This is a genomic window from Pseudomonas salicis (assembly GCF_057128705.1).
The window spans coordinates 26,208-42,904 of record NZ_JBSKHU010000001.1; the positions used below are offsets into that span (position 1 = coordinate 26,208).

Annotated in this window: 18 protein-coding genes; 16 read left to right on the top strand and 2 right to left on the bottom strand. The window is 55.8% G+C overall.

The window, feature by feature from the left end; genetic code table 11:
• Window positions 1–4: 4 nt before the first annotated feature.
• The 4 genes from moaA (at window position 5) to ACWKWE_RS00130 (ending at window position 3,568) form a co-directional block, all read left to right on the top strand.
• Complete coding sequence (gene moaA / locus ACWKWE_RS00115; protein WP_483849196.1) at window positions 5–1,117, top strand: GTP 3',8-cyclase MoaA; 1,113 nt, start codon at window positions 5–7, stop codon at window positions 1,115–1,117.
• A 431-nt stretch (window positions 1,118–1,548) separates the two neighbouring features.
• On the top strand, window positions 1,549–1,899 hold the full coding sequence (locus ACWKWE_RS00120; protein ID WP_483849197.1) for a hypothetical protein: 351 nt from the start codon (window positions 1,549–1,551) through the stop codon (window positions 1,897–1,899).
• A 39-nt stretch (window positions 1,900–1,938) separates the two neighbouring features.
• Complete coding sequence (locus ACWKWE_RS00125) at window positions 1,939–2,778, top strand: class I SAM-dependent methyltransferase (protein WP_483849198.1); 840 nt, start codon at window positions 1,939–1,941, stop codon at window positions 2,776–2,778.
• 238 nt (window positions 2,779–3,016) lie between these two features.
• Window positions 3,017–3,568 (top strand): TetR/AcrR family transcriptional regulator, encoded by a 552-nt coding sequence (locus tag ACWKWE_RS00130; protein WP_483849199.1) that lies wholly within the window; start codon window positions 3,017–3,019, stop codon window positions 3,566–3,568.
• Window positions 3,569–3,658: 90 nt separating this feature from the next.
• Here the strand turns inward: ACWKWE_RS00130 and ACWKWE_RS00135 are convergent, their stop codons facing one another.
• The gene (locus ACWKWE_RS00135; RefSeq protein WP_401144593.1) at window positions 3,659–4,213 is read right to left on the bottom strand and encodes a TetR/AcrR family transcriptional regulator; all 555 of its coding nucleotides are present in this window, start codon (window positions 4,211–4,213) and stop codon (window positions 3,659–3,661) included.
• Window positions 4,214–4,469: 256 nt separating this feature from the next.
• Here ACWKWE_RS00135 and ACWKWE_RS00140 point away from each other — a divergent pair, with 256 nt between their 5' ends.
• The 5 genes from ACWKWE_RS00140 (at window position 4,470) to ACWKWE_RS00160 (ending at window position 9,169) form a co-directional block, all read left to right on the top strand.
• Complete coding sequence (locus ACWKWE_RS00140) at window positions 4,470–5,009, top strand: RBBP9/YdeN family alpha/beta hydrolase (RefSeq protein ID WP_483849200.1); 540 nt, start codon at window positions 4,470–4,472, stop codon at window positions 5,007–5,009.
• Between the two features lie 337 nt (window positions 5,010–5,346).
• Entirely contained in the window at window positions 5,347–6,048 is a 702-nt protein-coding gene (locus ACWKWE_RS00145; protein WP_483849201.1) for an SDR family oxidoreductase, read from the top strand.
• A gap of 300 nt (window positions 6,049–6,348) precedes the next feature.
• Entirely contained in the window at window positions 6,349–6,867 is a 519-nt protein-coding gene (locus ACWKWE_RS00150) for an alcohol dehydrogenase catalytic domain-containing protein (protein WP_483849956.1), read from the top strand.
• Window positions 6,868–7,252: 385 nt separating this feature from the next.
• Window positions 7,253–8,431, top strand: coding sequence for a GGDEF domain-containing protein (locus ACWKWE_RS00155; protein ID WP_483849957.1), 1,179 nt, complete (start codon window positions 7,253–7,255; stop codon window positions 8,429–8,431).
• A gap of 15 nt (window positions 8,432–8,446) precedes the next feature.
• Window positions 8,447–9,169: a substrate-binding periplasmic protein gene (locus ACWKWE_RS00160; RefSeq protein ID WP_483849202.1), complete on the top strand. Its 723-nt coding sequence runs from the start codon at window positions 8,447–8,449 to the stop codon at window positions 9,167–9,169.
• Between the two features lie 51 nt (window positions 9,170–9,220).
• On the opposite strand, the gene ACWKWE_RS00165 is transcribed toward ACWKWE_RS00160, so the two are convergent.
• Window positions 9,221–10,114, bottom strand: coding sequence for a LysR family transcriptional regulator (locus ACWKWE_RS00165; protein WP_483849203.1), 894 nt, complete (start codon window positions 10,112–10,114; stop codon window positions 9,221–9,223).
• A 295-nt stretch (window positions 10,115–10,409) separates the two neighbouring features.
• On the opposite strand from ACWKWE_RS00165, the gene ACWKWE_RS00170 reads away from it, so the two are divergent.
• The 7 genes from ACWKWE_RS00170 (at window position 10,410) to ACWKWE_RS00200 (ending at window position 16,647) form a co-directional block, all read left to right on the top strand.
• Window positions 10,410–11,288 (top strand): NmrA family NAD(P)-binding protein, encoded by an 879-nt coding sequence (locus ACWKWE_RS00170; protein ID WP_483849204.1) that lies wholly within the window; start codon window positions 10,410–10,412, stop codon window positions 11,286–11,288.
• A 77-nt stretch (window positions 11,289–11,365) separates the two neighbouring features.
• Entirely contained in the window at window positions 11,366–12,109 is a 744-nt protein-coding gene (locus ACWKWE_RS00175) for an SDR family NAD(P)-dependent oxidoreductase (protein ID WP_483849205.1), read from the top strand.
• Between the two features lie 30 nt (window positions 12,110–12,139).
• Window positions 12,140–12,676 carry a carbonic anhydrase gene (locus ACWKWE_RS00180; RefSeq protein WP_483849206.1) on the top strand — a complete coding sequence of 179 codons (537 nt, stop codon included), beginning with the start codon at window positions 12,140–12,142 and terminating at the stop codon, window positions 12,674–12,676.
• Window positions 12,677–12,834: 158 nt separating this feature from the next.
• Window positions 12,835–13,629 (top strand): alpha/beta fold hydrolase, encoded by a 795-nt coding sequence (locus tag ACWKWE_RS00185; RefSeq protein WP_483849207.1) that lies wholly within the window; start codon window positions 12,835–12,837, stop codon window positions 13,627–13,629.
• Between the two features lie 298 nt (window positions 13,630–13,927).
• Window positions 13,928–15,478, top strand: a complete 1,551-nt coding sequence (locus ACWKWE_RS00190) for an MFS transporter (RefSeq protein ID WP_483849208.1) — start codon at window positions 13,928–13,930, stop codon at window positions 15,476–15,478.
• A gap of 142 nt (window positions 15,479–15,620) precedes the next feature.
• A complete protein-coding gene (locus ACWKWE_RS00195) occupies window positions 15,621–16,004 on the top strand; it encodes a MarR family winged helix-turn-helix transcriptional regulator (protein ID WP_483849209.1) in 384 nt (127 codons plus the stop codon).
• A 205-nt stretch (window positions 16,005–16,209) separates the two neighbouring features.
• Complete coding sequence (locus tag ACWKWE_RS00200) at window positions 16,210–16,647, top strand: MarR family winged helix-turn-helix transcriptional regulator (protein WP_401144613.1); 438 nt, start codon at window positions 16,210–16,212, stop codon at window positions 16,645–16,647.
• Window positions 16,648–16,697: the final 50 nt, after the last annotated feature.

The window sequence follows — 16,697 nt, forward strand, 5'->3', positions numbered from 1 at the left end:
CTGAATGCTGAACACCTTGGACACCATCCCGCTCATTGACTTAATGACGGTCTCCAACATGAAGCTTGCCCACACGTCTGGCCCTTCCATTCTGGACCAGCGTGGGCGCCCTTTGCGCGACCTACGAATATCGCTGACGGACCGGTGCAACTTTCGCTGCGTGTACTGCATGCCGCGGGAGGTTTATGGCCGAGATCATGCTTACCTTCCCAGTGGCGCGTTACTTTCGTTTGAAGAGATCGAGCGCCTCGCCCGGCTCTTTGTGAGTCAGGGTGTCGAGAAAATTCGGCTTACCGGTGGCGAGCCGTTGATTCGGAAAAACATCGAGTTTTTGATCGAAAGGCTGGCCTCTATTCGGACTCCGTCCGGTAAGCCATTGGACCTCACGTTGACCACCAACGGCTCTCTTCTCGCACGCAAAGCAAAGGGGCTGCGTGACGCTGGATTATCAAGGGTGACGGTCAGCCTAGATGCGCTGGACGACCTACTGTTTCAACGAATGAATGACACGGGCTATGCACTCGCAAGCGTGCTGGATGGAATCGAACAAGCCCAGGCGGCAGGTCTGACCCCCCTCAAGATCAACATGGTGGTGAAGCGCGGTACCAACGAGCAGGAAATTCTGCCGATGGCCCGGTACTTCAGATCAAGCGGCATCATCCTGCGCTTTATCGAGTACATGGATGTGGGGACGTCCAATGGCTGGAATATGGGTGAGGTCATGCCGTCTGAGCAGATCATTTCCCAGATCAATCATGAGTTTCCCTTAGTGCCGCTTGAGCCAAGTGCTGAGGGTGAAACTGCACAACGCTGGGCTTACGCAGACGGTGGTGGAGAGGTTGGTTTCATCGCCAGCGTAACCGGCGCTTTTTGCAGCTCATGTACGCGGGCTCGCCTGGCTGCTGACGGAAAACTCTACCTCTGTCTTTTTGCGTCAGTTGGTCATGATTTGCGCGCTCTGATCCGTGGTGGCATGTCGGATCAGGTGATCTCCGGGGAGATTGCCAGCATCTGGCGTGGACGATCCAACCGCTATTCCGAACTGCGCAGAAGCGAGATGCGTCCTCAAATGGCGCGGGCTTCGGACCGTATCGAGATGTCCTATGTCGGTGGATGAACGCCTGGAGGATAGCTCGGCGAACGCCAGCGGGCCGCGGTGGCGCAATCAATACCGAAGTTGTCACAAGTGGCGATGGAAAGTGTTTTTGATGATGGTCATAATGCTATTCGTGCTCTATTTCTGAGTTCGCAGTTCATTGACCCTTGTCGCCTAGGCCGACAAGGAATGGTCCCAGCGGGTGTTGTGGTTGTGGGTTGGTTAGCGAAGGGGCGTGCCTGAGAGCTGCCCCTCCCTCTGCTCCAGAGCGAAAGCTCAAATCGGCGCGGAGTGCGGTAGCCGACGTCTGAGAAAACCGCGCTTGAATGACCGCAAACCCCGACTATTTCATTGGAAGTCACAACATGAATGGCACAGGCAAACTCACCAGGGCGTTGTTCCAGCGTCTCCAGCAGTCCGTATTCATAGGGACTATCGCTCTGGGAGGATATATGACTCCGAGTCTGGCATCTGCCGCACAGCAGTTGCCGAAGGTACCCACTACTAAGATCATCGCAATTGGATCGCTCACGGCCACAGCCACGCCCGAAGCGGTCAGCGCTGTGCTCCCCGAGGAGGTTCGCGAGACAGTAAAGCTCAGTCTCGCCGGCAAGATTGAGCAATGGAACGTGCGCACGGACAAAAGCGGAGTGGTTTTCGTCCTCAACGTTACAGATGTCGCGGAGGCTCGGGACATGTTTGCCAAGATGCCGTTGGACAGAGCCGGCCTCATGACCTTTGAATTTATCCCCGTGGGTCCGCTATCGCCGCTGGCGCTACTGCTGGAGCAACCTGCCCGCTGACTTCTGGGTGATCTTTTACTACGCATAGGAGTACTGGTTGTGAGCGACAAGACTGAAGCGGCTCGTAGACATTACGAAGGCCGCACCGAGTCTCTGGATTTGGTTGCAAGGGTGGAGAGGCTCCTTGAGGAGTTGGGCGATGGTCCAATCACAAGCGATCAACTCGCTGGGATCGATCAGTTTCATAGCGGAGGGCTTAAGACCACGGCCGACTTCTTTGAACTGCTTGCTTTGACTGCGGGGTCGAACGTATTGGACGCCGGTTCTGGCCTGGGCGGCCCATCGCGATACGCCGCCGAAAAGTACCGCTGCCACGTGACAGGTGTAGACCTGACCGAGTCATTCGTCACGGTGGCAAACCTTCTCGCGGACCGAAGCGGTATGAATGACCGTCTAGAATATCGAGTTGGCAACCTGTTGGACCTGGACCTTGAGGATCAGAGCTTCGATGTCGTCTACACCCAGCATGTGGTGATGAACATCGCGGACAGGGGGCGGGTGTATGAAGAAATCAGGCGGGTACTTAAACCAGGCGGCCAGTTCGGTTTCTTCGACGTGCTTGCCGGTGATGAAGGCCATGCCCCGACATATCCGGTTCCTTGGGCTGAGAAGGCCGAGGACAGTGTCCTGCTGACGGAGGAACAGACGCGTTCTGCACTTCACGAAGCAGGCCTTGAGATCAAGATCTGGCGAGACGTTACACAGCAACTCATCCAATGGTTTGATCGGTTCCAGTTACCAGCGATGCAGGCTGCGAATCAAGGGCCTACGTTGAAGCTGGTAATGGGCGATCGCTTCGGAAAAATGGCAGAGAATTTTGCGCGCAACCTGCGGGAGAACAAGCTCCGCTTGGTCATGGCTGTCAGTGTTCGTGACTGATCGGAAGTGAGCAGGAGCATCCGCCCTGACTGCTGCTGGGCACATTCGCTTGCGCAAGCGAGCGCTTTTTAAGCTCCGTCGTCAGGCGTATCCGGGTCAACGTGCGAGGTTTACCCATAATCTTCTGACTTGGTGGAGTCTTCAAGATGCAGCTGTCACCACTCGTAGAGTCGCCGTGCAATGAGTCATCAAGCATGATATGTATAATGCTTGATGTCTGTCATTTACCGAGAAATGAATGCGTTACTCAGCAGAGCAAATCGCCGAAAGGCGTCAGCAGATACTCCACCAGGCTTCCATCCTGTTTAGACGCCATGGCTTCGTGAGCGTGAGCGTAAGCGACGTTATGAAGGCTACCGGGTTGACCCACGGAGGGTTCTACAACTACTTCAGATCCAAGGATGATTTGATCGAGAGCTGCCTTACGTACGCATCAGAGAGTAACAAAGAGCAACTCGAAGCCGGTGAGCAACCAGAAAAAGCGCTGGTGTCTTACCTGCAAAGCTACCTGAGCGAAGAGCATCGGGATGATGTGGGTGCGGGCTGTTTCATGGCTGCCCTGGGATCAGAGATCGGGCGTCAGCCGGTAGGAAAGGTTGCGTTCACCGAACATCTGGAGGCTGTCTTGGATCATCTGGCACCACTGTATGCGGAGCTGGATTCGCCGGAGCCTAGAGCAGAGTCAATTCGGATGGTCGTGAACATGGTGGGGGCGTTGACGTTGGCCCGGGCGGTGAACAACGAAAGGCTGTCGGATGAAATTTTGCGAGAGGCGCGTGGCGGTCAGTAACCCCCGCGTCTCACGACGAGCTATGCAGGGATCCATGCCGTCCGTGACCGGTTGGTAGAGAGTGACATCCCTGTCTGGCGTCGGGTTTCGTTAATCCAGCGAGTTGCGCACTTCCCGCAGGATCTCCTCCGACAATACTGGGTCGTCAACCGCGCGCGCGAGAACGATCGCTCCCACCATCGTGGAGATTTTGTGGATCGCGTCGCGTCGAACGTTGCGTTTTTTTGATTTCGCAAAAGGCGCCATGAGACTGGCAAGCACACCCTTGAGGTGCCGGGTAAACGCAGGTTGGACAGAGGGCTCTCTGGCAACTTCAGAAGCAAGGGCGGTCATCAAGCATCCCATACCCGGGTCGTCCCGATGCCATTCGGTCAGGTAGTTCTGAACGTACTCCTGCATCGCTTCCGGGGTGTGTTCTGCTTCCTTCATCGAGGCCAAGGCTTTAGAGGATGCGTCACCAATGGTTTTGGCGATTAAATCATCCTTGGATTCGAAATGATTGTAGAACGCACCGTGTGTGAGCCCGGTCGCCTTCATGACTTCACTGACGCTGACGCCGTAGAAGCCCCGCTCACGGAACAGGACAGATGCCTGCTCAAGAATTCGTTGATGCTTTTCTGCGGTTTCCTCAGCCGGATATCGCATACACCCCTCCAAAGCTCGCAAATAAGGTCGTTAATTTAAACAGTATACCCATCATGCAATCGCTGCGAAAGTATGACGATCGTACTGCTTGGTCTGATAGGGATTGCACAAAGGGGGAGGGGCCTGCGGATGATGCCGGATCGTTTTCTCGAAAGTGTTTTGGAAGAAATTTCAGGCAGGGCGTTGTTGAGCTTCATCGCTGTTCAGCAGCCGCTCATAAGTCACAGCGAACTCTCTACGGAATAGGCAGCGCAGCATGGTAGATCTAATCATCATTCCTGGTTTTGGCGGCTCCGGCCCGACCCACTGGCAGTCGAGATGGCAAGAGACATATCCGTCCACTAGGCGGCTGCAACCTGAAAGCTGGGATGCTCCAGATCTGGACGACTGGATCGCAGCCTTGGAATTGGCAGTAGGTGCCTGTGACCGTCCACCCGTTCTGGTTGCCCACAGTTTGGGATGTCTCCTGGTTGCATTTTGGCAACAGAAGTCGTCGCTTGCCGCAGCAGGAGCATTTTTGGTTGCAGTGCCTGACCCTGCAACAGAAGGTTTTGTCGAGACAACGCCAAGCTTCACTAAGGTCCCGGTCAACCCTTTACGTTTTCCATCCCTCATCGTGTGCAGCACCGACGATCCTTACGACACAAATGGTTATGCCATGACCAAAGCTGAGCAGTGGAGGAGCGATCTGTGCTCAGTCGGAAATCTAGGACACATAAATGGCCAGAGTGGATTGGGCGAATGGCAGTTTGGCCAGAACCTGCTTCAAGCGTTTATCGACAAGGTCAGCAGGTGATCTGCGCCGGCGGCGAAGCTGCTTGATATCGTTGAGTCTATTCCTAGCCTTTTTATAAAGCTTTGGCAGAAGGAAGCCCAGGATCGGTCTGTCAAAAAGTCAGGGAAAATAGTTGACGAATGGCAGTATGGCTATCATGCTCGAATAATCGTTTAAGCATGACGTTTGTCATGGATATTGCTGTTGATTTCCCTGTTACGCACTGAGGCCAATTTCATGTGCAGGTGGCAGGAAACGCTTTGTGTTTCAGACAGCCCAAAGTAGGCGAAGCGGCTCGACGCGTGCTTTTCACGATCTACTCACTCCGGTCGAATCAGGATAATAAGGCAGAAACACCATGGATCTTTGGGGGAAAACGGTACTGGTGACGGGCGCAAACAGGGGCTTAGGCAGGGCCTTTGTGAATGCCCTACTCGAAGGCGGTGCAGCGAAAGTCTACGCCGGCGCTCGCGACGTGAGGGCTTTGGATATCTCCAGAGCAGTGCCTGTAGAATTGGATATCACCGACCCAGTGAGCGTCTCCAGGGCAGCCATCCAATGTCCCGATATCGATCTGCTCATCAATAACGCGGGCTACCTGAAATACGGCGCATTGCTCGCGGATGACAGTATCAGCAGCCTCCGCCAACATTTTGAAATCAACACCATCGGCACCCTCCGCATGGCACGGGCGTTCGCACCGGTCCTGGCCAAGCGAGGAGGAGGGGCGATGATCAACATCCTCTCCGTTCTAAGTTGGCTGAATATCGAGGAGTCCGGCCCGTACAGCAGCTCGAAGGCTGGTCAATGGTCCCTGACTAACGGTCTGCGTAACGAGCTTCGCGATCAGAAAACCTTCGTCATGGGGGTGCACCCTGGTTATATCGATACGGATATGGCCGCCGGTGTTCAGGCGCCTAAGACGAGTCCAGACACGGTTGTAGAGCTGACCCTCAAAGCGCTGCGCGAGAACCGTGAGGAAGTCCTCATTGATGATGCTGGCCGCTGGGTCAAGTCGACTTTGTCGGAGGCTAATGCTGGGTATCTTTCGCCGGCGTAGCTAACGACGTCTGATGCAGATTGATCGTCCGTCACCCGAAATGCCAACGCCTGGGAAGTTAATCATGATCGTGAAAAGGTCGGTTGGTTTTCGTCCTTGGGTATTTTGCGAACCCTCGGCATTTTCAGTTTGTCGCTCCTCGATAACCAGGTCGTCACGCGACTTATCGCGTTCAAGTTCAACTGAGGTCTCTGATTCGTTGACTGCGCGCCAGGAGCACTTCTAATGCGCGCCGTTCTCAATTACGCCTACCTAGCACCAGCAGGCGCCATCGCTGTAGTCGAGATGCCAGAGCCATCAATGCCCTGGGGTTCCGAGTTACTGGTCAGCATGGACTTCTCGCACATCAGCCACTATGACTTGCAGTTCCTAAGCGGACAGCGGTCTCCACTCCCAGCGCTTCCCTGTGTGCCGGGGAGCTGGGGGGTAGGGACGATACAGGCTGTGGGATGTGCTGCTGGTCACTTCAAAATCGGGGACCGGGTGTTGCTTCCCCGCAATCGCCTTACTTGGGCGAAACGGCTCGTCGTCTCGTCCGATGAGGTAGTTGCACTTGGAAGTGGGCACGATTTTCTTGAGTTGCTGAACCAGGTCACGCAATCAACTACCTATTCACGGTGCTGGGGTGAGGGCGCAGATCGAGTCGGCCCTTGTGGCGAACTGGTGAAGCTTTTATCTGCATCTCACGCCGATGCTCAACTCAAAAGTCAGCCAGCAACTGTATTCCCGTTATCGCAGATCAACGAAGCCATCGCGTGTGCGCTCGACGGTTTTCACGTGCTTCTCTGCATCAGCAAGCCCTCGGCTATGAGGAGTTGATAACGCCTGGTTTTCAAATACACGGTAGGGATCGTCCCATTGAGGCTTTACACGAATGAGTCTCGCAGGTCACGTGAATGAGGTGCTCAGAGAGACCGGCGCCTGAACATTTTCAGGTGCTGAGTTGTAGTTCCAGTGAGAGGGATTTCGATGATGACGGGATTCAATGTTCTGCGATTGCATGGAGTTCAAGGCGGTCCAGGCGAGGTTGCTGGCTATGCTCGCTAACCCAGATGAGGGATTCAATGGCACCTCGTCGACGACGGCCGTGAAGCGTTCTCTGAGCCTTCGACTCGTTCTAGCGACGCTTATATTCTGCGCGTTCTTCACCGTTGCGGCTGTATGCGTGCGCACTTGGTTCGCGTGGAATTCGAACTTGAGCAGCATGCGTGCCGAGCTTGAGCTAATCGACGAGGTATTTGAAGGAACGCTTTCAAAAGCGGTCTGGGAAATGGATCGTGATGCCATCGCCTCGCAACTCATGAGCGTAGGGCGGGCTTCTCCTCTCGGCAGGGTACAGCTGAGGATCGTCCGGCCAGGAAAGGCCGTAGAGATCCTGGAAAAGCGCAAGTCCGAGTTTGTCGACTCGTCACTGGCACCTTCGCTCAAACGTGACCTAGTGGTTCACCCCTATGAGGGTGCATCGGAAGTGGTCGGGGATTTAATCATCGAAGGTAATGAGGCGCTCTTGTGGCACCGCCTTTGGAAAGAGGTACTCAGTATCGTAGCGACCCAGCTTGTTCAGTCGCTAGCGCTTGCGGGCTTAATCATGACGATGTTCAACCGGTCTGTGACACAGCATGTCCGGCGTATCGCACTGCACCTTGGCCAGCTTTCAACGGATACGTTGAGTAAGGAGCTGGTACTGGATCGACCGCCGACGCTTGAAGATGAACTGAGCCTTTTGAAGGAGGGGGTGAATCGGCTTCAGGAAAAGCTGAAGGCGCATCTGGTGCGTCAACGTGCAGACGAGCGAGCGATGCAGCACAGCCGTGAAAGGTTGGCGAGCCTCGTTCATGAACGTACCCAGGAGCTGGAAGCGGTGAACCGCCGTTTGGAGGACCTCTCCAGGCGTGACGCGCTGACGGGGCTGGCAAACAGACGACAGTTCGAAGAAATGAAGATGCACGAGTTCGAGTTGGCGAAGATCAATGGAACGCCGCTATCTGTTTTGATGTGTGATGTCGATTTTTTCAAGCTCTACAACGATACATATGGGCATGCAAAAGGGGATGAGTGTCTGAGGTTTGTTTCAGACGTCCTCAAAACGATTTTTCGCCGCAAAGGTGACCTTGCAGCGCGATATGGAGGCGAAGAATTCGCCGTGTTGTTGCCTGGTGTAGAACTCGATGAAGCGCTCATTACCGCTGAGAAGATGCGAGAGGTGCTGGCCGAGCGAAAGCTCCCCCACCAAACCTCAAGCGTTTCACAGTTTGTGACGCTGAGCATTGGCGTCGCCGTGTTCGATCACGACGTAATGCAACACTTCGACCAACTCCTGAAACAGGCTGATGACGCGTTGTACCGCGCCAAAGACCAAGGTCGGGATCGGGTAAGCGTTTGATTGGAGTAATTGAAAATGCTGGTTCGACTGTTCGTTTTGGCGTTCAGTTTAAGTCTGGCGCATATCGCTTTCGCCACCACGATCGAGGCTGTTACCGAAGACTCCTCGTATACCTTCGTCGATCATGGCCGAGTGTCGGGGCCAGCGAGTGAAGTTGTGCGTGACACTCTCAACAAGGCAGGCCTGTTGGATGTTCACTTTGGCCTCTATCCCTGGGCTCGTGCTTACAGCCTCGCCTTGGCAGAACCTAATGTCTTGATCTACCCGATCGCCAGAACCCCTGAAAGGGAGGAACTGTTCAAGTGGGTCGGGCGCCTGGCTCGGGTCACCATTCACCTTTACAAATTTCGCTCCGGTCATGAGATTCGGGCCTCCAGTATCGAGGAGGCAAAGCAGTACGTAGTTGGCGCTGTCAGGGGCGATGCGCGATCGGATTATCTGGCTAAGCATGGTTTTTCGAAGTTGGTTCTGTCCGCGACGAACGATCAGAACTTCCACCTCTTCCAACTGAGGGAGGTTGAGATGATCGCGTTGCCAGAGTCAGAGGCGATCGGGTTCTGCAAGAAAGCGGACATCCCTTTCACTGACCTCGAAGCTGTTGTCCCGCTAAACGACCTTGAAATTGGCGTTTACATGGCATACAGCCTCGCTACGCCCGACGCGACGGTTCTTCAAACGGTGCGTGCTTTCAACGCGATTGAGGCTGCTGGAGGGCTTCACAAAATGGAGGCGCAGTAGCTGCGGAGCTGATCAGCCGTGTGAACAGCGATGCAGCGACGCCTCTATACCTTACTGGTCTTCGGCGAGCACCGCTGCGAGAAAATCGACGAATACACGGGCAGACAAGCGGGTCGTTCGTCCCATCGGAAAATAGGCATGAACCGGCAGTTCTGCCATTTTCCATTCAGGAAGCACCTGCACCAATGCTCCGCTTTTCAACTCAGCTGCGCACGCCCAGGACGTGGTGGAAACAATCCCCAGGCCACCTACGGCGGCGGTCAGTGCTCCTGCCGTGTTGTTGATCGAAATCTGCGCGTTGGGGTGCACGGAGGACTGTTCGCCGTTGCGCTCCAGATGCCAGGACGTGACTTGGGACCCTGCCGGCCCGCCCACTATTCGGTGATTCTGGATGTCACTTGGGCACTGAGGGGTGCCGTGTCGCTCAAGGTAGCTTGGTGACGCCACCAAAGCCCGTCGCATCAAGCCAATCTGTTTGGCCGTCCCGGAGAGATCCGGCAGTTGCCCTACCCGGATGCCGACGTCGACGGCTTCCTTAACCATGTCCTGCCATTGGTCTTCCAGCAGCAATTCCAGATGCAGAGACGGGTGCTGATCAGTGAACGCCGAGAGCCTCGGAATAACAACGCGCATACCCATTGTGGCGGGCATACCGATGCGGAGTAGTCCGCGCAGCTCGCCGGTTTCCCGAACGCTGTTTTCGGCATCGTCTACCGCCGCCAGGATGGGCTCGATGCGCATGAGAAATTCTAGGCCTGCTTCTGTGGGGGCCACGGCGCGCGTGGTGCGGGACAGCAAGCGAGCGCCGAGATTGGCTTCCAGCTCGGCAATCATTCGAGAGACCTGAGACTGCGCAAGTCCACTTTCACGGGCCGCAGCCGAAAAGCTGCCCAGCCGCGCCACTCGTGTGTACATGCGCAACGCAACGATATCTTTCAGCGCCATTTTTAAGTGCTCCACCCATTTCGTTAGATCCTTCAGGTCGGTGCATTCGCTTACACCCGTTATCCATCAGGCAATTTCGGGCTACGGGCGATGTGCACCTCCTGTTTTGGATGATGCCATGAAAGGAGGTTTATTAATGCTGAGTTGAGATAGATGTTAGACCAAATCGACGGCTACCGGCCGCCTCGTTAAACGACGATATTTGCTCCATCGGAGACGAGGCGCTACGGCACTTAACCCGAACTGACGCGTGACGCCAATACGGCCAAACCCTTATTTTTAGGATCTAAATCTCATGTCCAAGAAAGTTCTGATCACAGGTGCTACTGGCGACACAGGTCGTGCCGCCGTTCGTGAATCCATCGCTCTGGGCCTCGATGTCCGGGCCATGGTGCACAAGCTTGATGAGCGCTCTGATGCGCTGAAAGCATTAGGCGCTGAGGTGGTCGTCGGTGACCTGCTCCAGATCAACACCGTTCGTGATGCGATGCAGGGTGTGGACGCCGCCTACCTTGTGTGGCCAGTACAACCAGGCCTGATCAACGCTACGGTGAACTTCGCTCAGGCAGCGCGGGAGACCGGGGTCAAAACGGTGCTCAATTTGTCCCAGCGCTCTGCTAACCGCGAGTCCACCAGTGACTCTTGCCGCGACACCTACATTGCCGAAGAGATCCTCAACTGGTCCGGTGTGCCGGTCATTCACCTGCGCCCGACCTACTTCCTGGAATGGCTGCTGTACCCATGGCAACTCCCGTTCCTGCAACAAGGCGTTTTGCGTATGCCGGTGGGCAAAGGTCGTCATTCGCCGATCGCAGCAGACGATCAAGGACGCGCCATTGCAGCGCTGCTGAAGAACCCTGAAGGCCACATCGGTACCACCATCAACCTGTCCGGTCCGGTTGAAATGGACCACGAACAGATGGCTGCTGAGCTGTCCGAAGCGCTCGGCCGCAAGATCGTCTTCCAGGATCTGCCGGTCGAGGAATACGTCGAGTCGATCGCCCAGATGGGCGTGCCGCCGTACATCGTTCAGCACTTGGACGGCGCGATGCGCGACTACCACAACGGCCGTATGGCTGGCGCTGACAACAACATCGAAAAAATCACTGGGCGTCGTTCGATGACCGTTGGCGAATTCGCCCGCCTGCACGCCGACAAGCTCAACGGCAAGTGAAATTGGTTTGACCGGCTCGTGTAGGACGAGTCGGTTTCCCTGACTGATTAATACTCATCGCATATTAGGAAACCGTCATGAAAATCGAAAACTCTGTTGCTCTGGTCACTGGTGCCAACCGTGGTATTGGTCGCACGTTCGTCGAGGAACTGCTCAAGCGCGGCGTCGCAAAAATCTATGTCGCCGCACGTGACACGGCTTCTTTGGGTGAGCTACTGAAGGCCGGCGACAACCGCCTTGTTCCGCTGCCATTGGATGTGACTGATGCGGACCAGGTGGCCGCCGCTGCCAGCGTGGCAAACGATGTCACGCTGCTGATCAACAACGCCGGCTACGCCGCATTCGATGGCGCAATCTCGGCATCCAGCATGGATGACGCTCGTCTGGAGATGGAAGTGAATTACTTCGGCCCGCTGGCCATGACCCGCGCCTTCACTCCGGTATTGGCGAAGTCTGGCGGCGCCGTTCTGAACATGCTTTCGATGCTCTCGTTGATCAGCCTGCCAATGGCCGGCACTTACGCCGCTTCAAAGGCCGCTGGCTTGTCGCTGAACCGTAGTATCCGCGCCGAACTGGCCGGGCAGGGTACCCAAGTTGTTGGCGTACTCGCCGTTCAAACCGAAACCGCGATGGGCGCCAAATTGCCTGAGCCTCGCCTGAGCCCGCTGGAAGTGGTGACGGACGCCCTGAATGCCATCGAAGCGGGTACCAACGATGAAATCGTTGCAGGCGCCCAATCGCGCGGTATTCACGAGAAGTTCACCGCGAACCCGCAGCAGGTCCAGGCAATGATGCTGACCAAGCTGCCTCAGCCGCGCTAATCCCTCACCAGTCGAACGACGGAGGCAATCATGGACTTCATCAAGACCCTGACCGAACGCAATGCTGAGTATGCGGAGAGTGGCTTTTCCGCAGATCTCAAAATCATCCCTTCGCAGAAGACGATGATCATTGGCTGCGTGGATCCCCGCGTAGATCCGATGGATGTTCTCAAACTCAACGCGGGCGAGGCGGCGATCATCCGCAACGTGGGTGGACGCGTGACACCTGAGCTGTTCCAGACCATGGCGATTCTCGGCACCGTCTCGAAAGTCGGTGGCAATGCCATCGGGGAAGGCTGGAATCTGGTTGTGCTGCACCACACCCAGTGCGGTATTACGGGTTGCTTCCGTCATGCGCCCCATCTGCTTGCGCAGTACATGGGCGTGGAAGAGGACAAGCTGGAAGCCCTGGCAATCGATGATCCCTACAGATCGGTCGAGATCGACGTGGCGGCACTCAAAGCCAATCCGAATATGCCCGGCGACGCGACGGTCACGGGGCTGGTCTATGACGTGACGACCGGCAAGGTCGAAATCACTGTGCCTACCGCGCGTTTGAGAGGTTAACGCGATCGCCTGAGCCGGGCCACAAACGGCCTTCGTCTTCACTCGCAGACGAAGGCCTTGTCTTACTCGTTCTGCCTTTCCCAGACACTTCAATCCGTCGCCTCTCGCGCCGGACGAGTTGCTGTCGGCCAAAGGCGGGCAATTACACTGAGGTTTTTATGAAGAAATTTGCAGCACTTCTGGCACTGAGCAGCCTTGCCACACTCGGTACTGCTCATGCCGACACCAAGCCCACGATTGCACTGGTGCATGGCGCTTTTGAAAACGCAGGCATCTGGCAAGGCGTCGAGGCCGGCCTCAAAGCCGACGGCTATCAAGTCATCGTACCAACGCTTCCTGGGCGTGTCGGGAACCCAGCCGGTCCGGACAAGGTAAGTCTTGATCTGTACCGCGACACCGTCCTGAAATCCATAAGCAGTGCCAAGGCACCGGTTGTCCTGGTTGGCCACAGTTTCGGCGGAATCGTCATCTCTGACGTTGCCGAGGCCAAGCCCAAGAAGATCCAATCGCTGGTTTACCTGGCTGCCTATCTGCCCAAGGACGGTGATTCGCTGCTGTCTCTGGCAACGGGGGACAAGGATGCGAAAATCGGACCTCAGCTCAACATCGATAAGGAACACGGGATCGCTTCGGTCGCGCAAGCCGCTCGCGCTGATCTGTTCGCTAACGATGGCAGCGCGCAGCTGCGTCAGGCCATTCCCGGCCTGATCCTGGATGAGCCTCTCGGGCCGTTGGCCACCCCTGTGAAATTGACCTCAGGCGCGTACGGTACGGTTCCGAAGTTCTACGTCCATACCTCCAAGGACCAAGTCGTCAGCCCATGGCTTCAGGCCGGTATGGTCGCCTCAACGCCTGTCAAGGATGAAGTCACCCTCGATACGGGGCACACTCCATTCCTCACTGACGTGAACGGTGTTGTGCATGCCATTGAGCAAGCCGCAAGCACGCGATGACAGGTTATGTGCGGCGGGCTGAGGCCCGCCGCACAGCCGGCCACACAGAGTTTGAACATCTGCCCCTTTCCGGAATTCGCAATCTGATCGATGAGCGTGAGGCTGGACAACTCTTGGAAAGGGAAATATAAGTGCATATGCATCGATGTATATGCATCTACTTTTCTGTTGTGGTTTTCCTCGCCTGGATCTTTGCCTGCTTTCACCGGCCGTCTAGCATCATTTTCGACGCCGTATCGTTCTCCTCAGGGCGAGCAGGTTGACCCGCTAACAACGTATTTGCCCAAAGGAATCAACCGTGAGCAGCACCGTCTCCGACCTACCCAATAGCCGAATGATCCTGATCGTCATCGCCATGGTTTCCTGCCTGGTAATGCTCGATAACAACGTGGTGGCGGTGGCTCTGCCGACGATAGCGGCTTCACTGAACGCCGATTTCTCTGATCTACAGTGGGTCATTACGGGTTATGTATTGCCTTTCGCCGCGCTGCTAATCGCTGCTGGTTCGTTCAGCGACAAAGTCGGCCGTCGCCTATCGGCTGTAATCGGCATGATCATTTTTGGATTGGCGTCGCTGGCATGTGGCTTAGCTGTATCGCCGTTGATGTTGAATCTATCGCGAGCGGTCCAGGGTGTGGGTGCCAGCCTCTTGCTAACGGCATCAATGGCTATCATCAATCACACCTTCCAAGGAACGGAGCGTGCCAAGGCTTATGCGTTTTGGGGCGCGTGCATGGGAGCGGCTATTACCTGCGGTCCAATCGTGGGAGGTGTGATATCCAGCGCCTTTGGCTGGATCTGGGCGTTCTTGATCAATGTCCCCATCTGCACCGTTCTTGTCGTTGCAACGCTGAAAATCATTCCTGAGTCGCGAGACCCCGATGCCAAGAGGCTGGACTACTTAGGGATACTCACATTGAGTTCAGGGCTGTTTTTACTCATCTGGGCCGTCATCGATGGAAATACGGTCGGTTGGTTCACTCTGGGAATCCTCTGGAGGGTGTTTGCAGGCTTGGTGCTTCTGCTGGTGTTCGGAATCGTTGAGAAGCACCAGTCCAGCCCAATGGTCAACTTCGATATCGTCCGCGCTCCCAATTTTGCCGGGGCAGCGTTTGCAATGGTCGGTTATGCCGCGGGCGCTCAGGTAATGATCTTCTACCTGCCGCTTTACCTGCAAAACGCCTTCAGCTTTGCTCCCGTGATCGCTGGAATTTCAATGCTGCCATTCGCGTTACCGATGTTCTTGGTTCCACGGCTAGGTGCGAAGCTGGCCGTGACGCCGCGGACTATCCTTTCAGCGGGGCTTTGCATCACTGCCATGGGAAATATCGCCATGGCGCTACTCGCGGACACGCAGGCTCCCTACTACGCGTTTGCGTTCGCCATGATTGTCGCTGGTACAGGCGCTGGAATCCTGAATGGAGAGACCGCCAAGGCTGTGCAGGGCGCTGTTCCTCCTAATCAGTCCGGGGTAGGGTCGGGAATTGCTTCCACGGTTCGCTTCACGTCCCTGCTGTTTTCTGTCGCTGCGCTGGGAGCGGTATTGGTTTCCTTCATGCTGATCAGATTCCTTCCAATGGCTGAGAGTCTTGGAATGTCATCAGCAAGCGCCGCATTGATCGCTAAACGTTTCTCCGCAGGGGACACGACGGCTTTGCTTGCCACGCTGCCCGTGGCTTCTGGAGAGCCTGTTTTAGCAGCGTTGAGAACCGCCTTCCAGTCTGGCTTCGGAGCAGCGGCATGGGTGGCATCGGCAGTTGCAATCGCAGCACTTGTTCTTACCCGTTGGCTGATGATCGAAGCTCGGTTGAAGACTTCAGCAGAGTCTGCCTTTGTTGCGGGTGAGTGAGTGGATGCCGATTGCAAGCGTTGACCTCGGCGCCTCTCAACAACAAGATGCGCCCACCAGATTCGAGTAGTTGAGGACGATGAGCAGCCAATCAATTAACAGTGTGTGTCTTTGTTCGAATGTGAGGCAGCTTGCCCGTCAGATGACTGCCATCTACGAGGCCCATCTGTCCCCATATGGCGTCACCGCACCGCAGTTTTCATTTCTTCAGCGTTTGCACCAGGTGGGGCCTATTGCGAATCTCGAATTTGCGGACTTGATGGGTATGGACAGGAGCACGTTGAGTCGTGGCCTGAAACCCCTGATCTCGGCAGGCTTCGTTGAAACGGTGGATATGCCGGAAGGAGTCGTCATCGACAAGCGTTCCTTCGGGCTCCAGCTGACACCGACAGGTGCACTCAAATACAGAACAGCATACGACGGATGGGCCCAAGCACAGGTTGAGGTACAAGAAAAGCTGGGGACCAAGCTTTCCTCGAAGCTACTAACCACATCTTCTGCCGTCCGTGACGCGCTTGACCGATAGCCCTCCAGCCTCGTTGGCGAACTGTCCGTGTGTCGTAACCGACTAGCGCCGGCGACGGTTGGATGGAAGGAGAGGGCCGCATGAAAAACCTTTTGACAATGCGTGTTGCATATGCAACTATAGATCGTCAGCTCGGTTCTGAAACTGAAAGAACCAGCATTTCAGTCCATAGGTTGTTGTCGGCGTATTTGCCCAGGTGTTCGTGATGTCAGACACAGTTCTCAATGAGATGGTCAATGACTGCATGATCTCGCGAACGCGACTGATCGCCAGGGTGCTGTCCAGCGTCTATGACGACGTGCTCCGCCCCTACGATATTGGCTCTGCACAGTTCGCCCTGCTGGTCGCGATCTTCAACCTGAAGTCGGCCAGCCGAGCGGAAATCGGGCGCTTCACCCATCAGGATCGCTCGACGCTCACGCGCAACATCAAGCTGCTGCTCGACGGTGGCTGGATCGAGGAATCGGCCAGTGATGAAGGCGGGCGCCGCCGGCCGGTGGTGCTGACGAAGGTGGGGACGAAGCTACTGCACGATGTTTATCCCGCCTGGCAAGCTGCGCAGGAACAGGCTCGAACTTTGTTGGGCGAGGGCGGTGCCGCAGCTGTCATGAATGTCGGCAACGAAATGTTCTACGGGCAGTAACCTTTTTTACTCGTTTAGTTGTATATGCAGCACTCCGTGTGGCCTTTTTA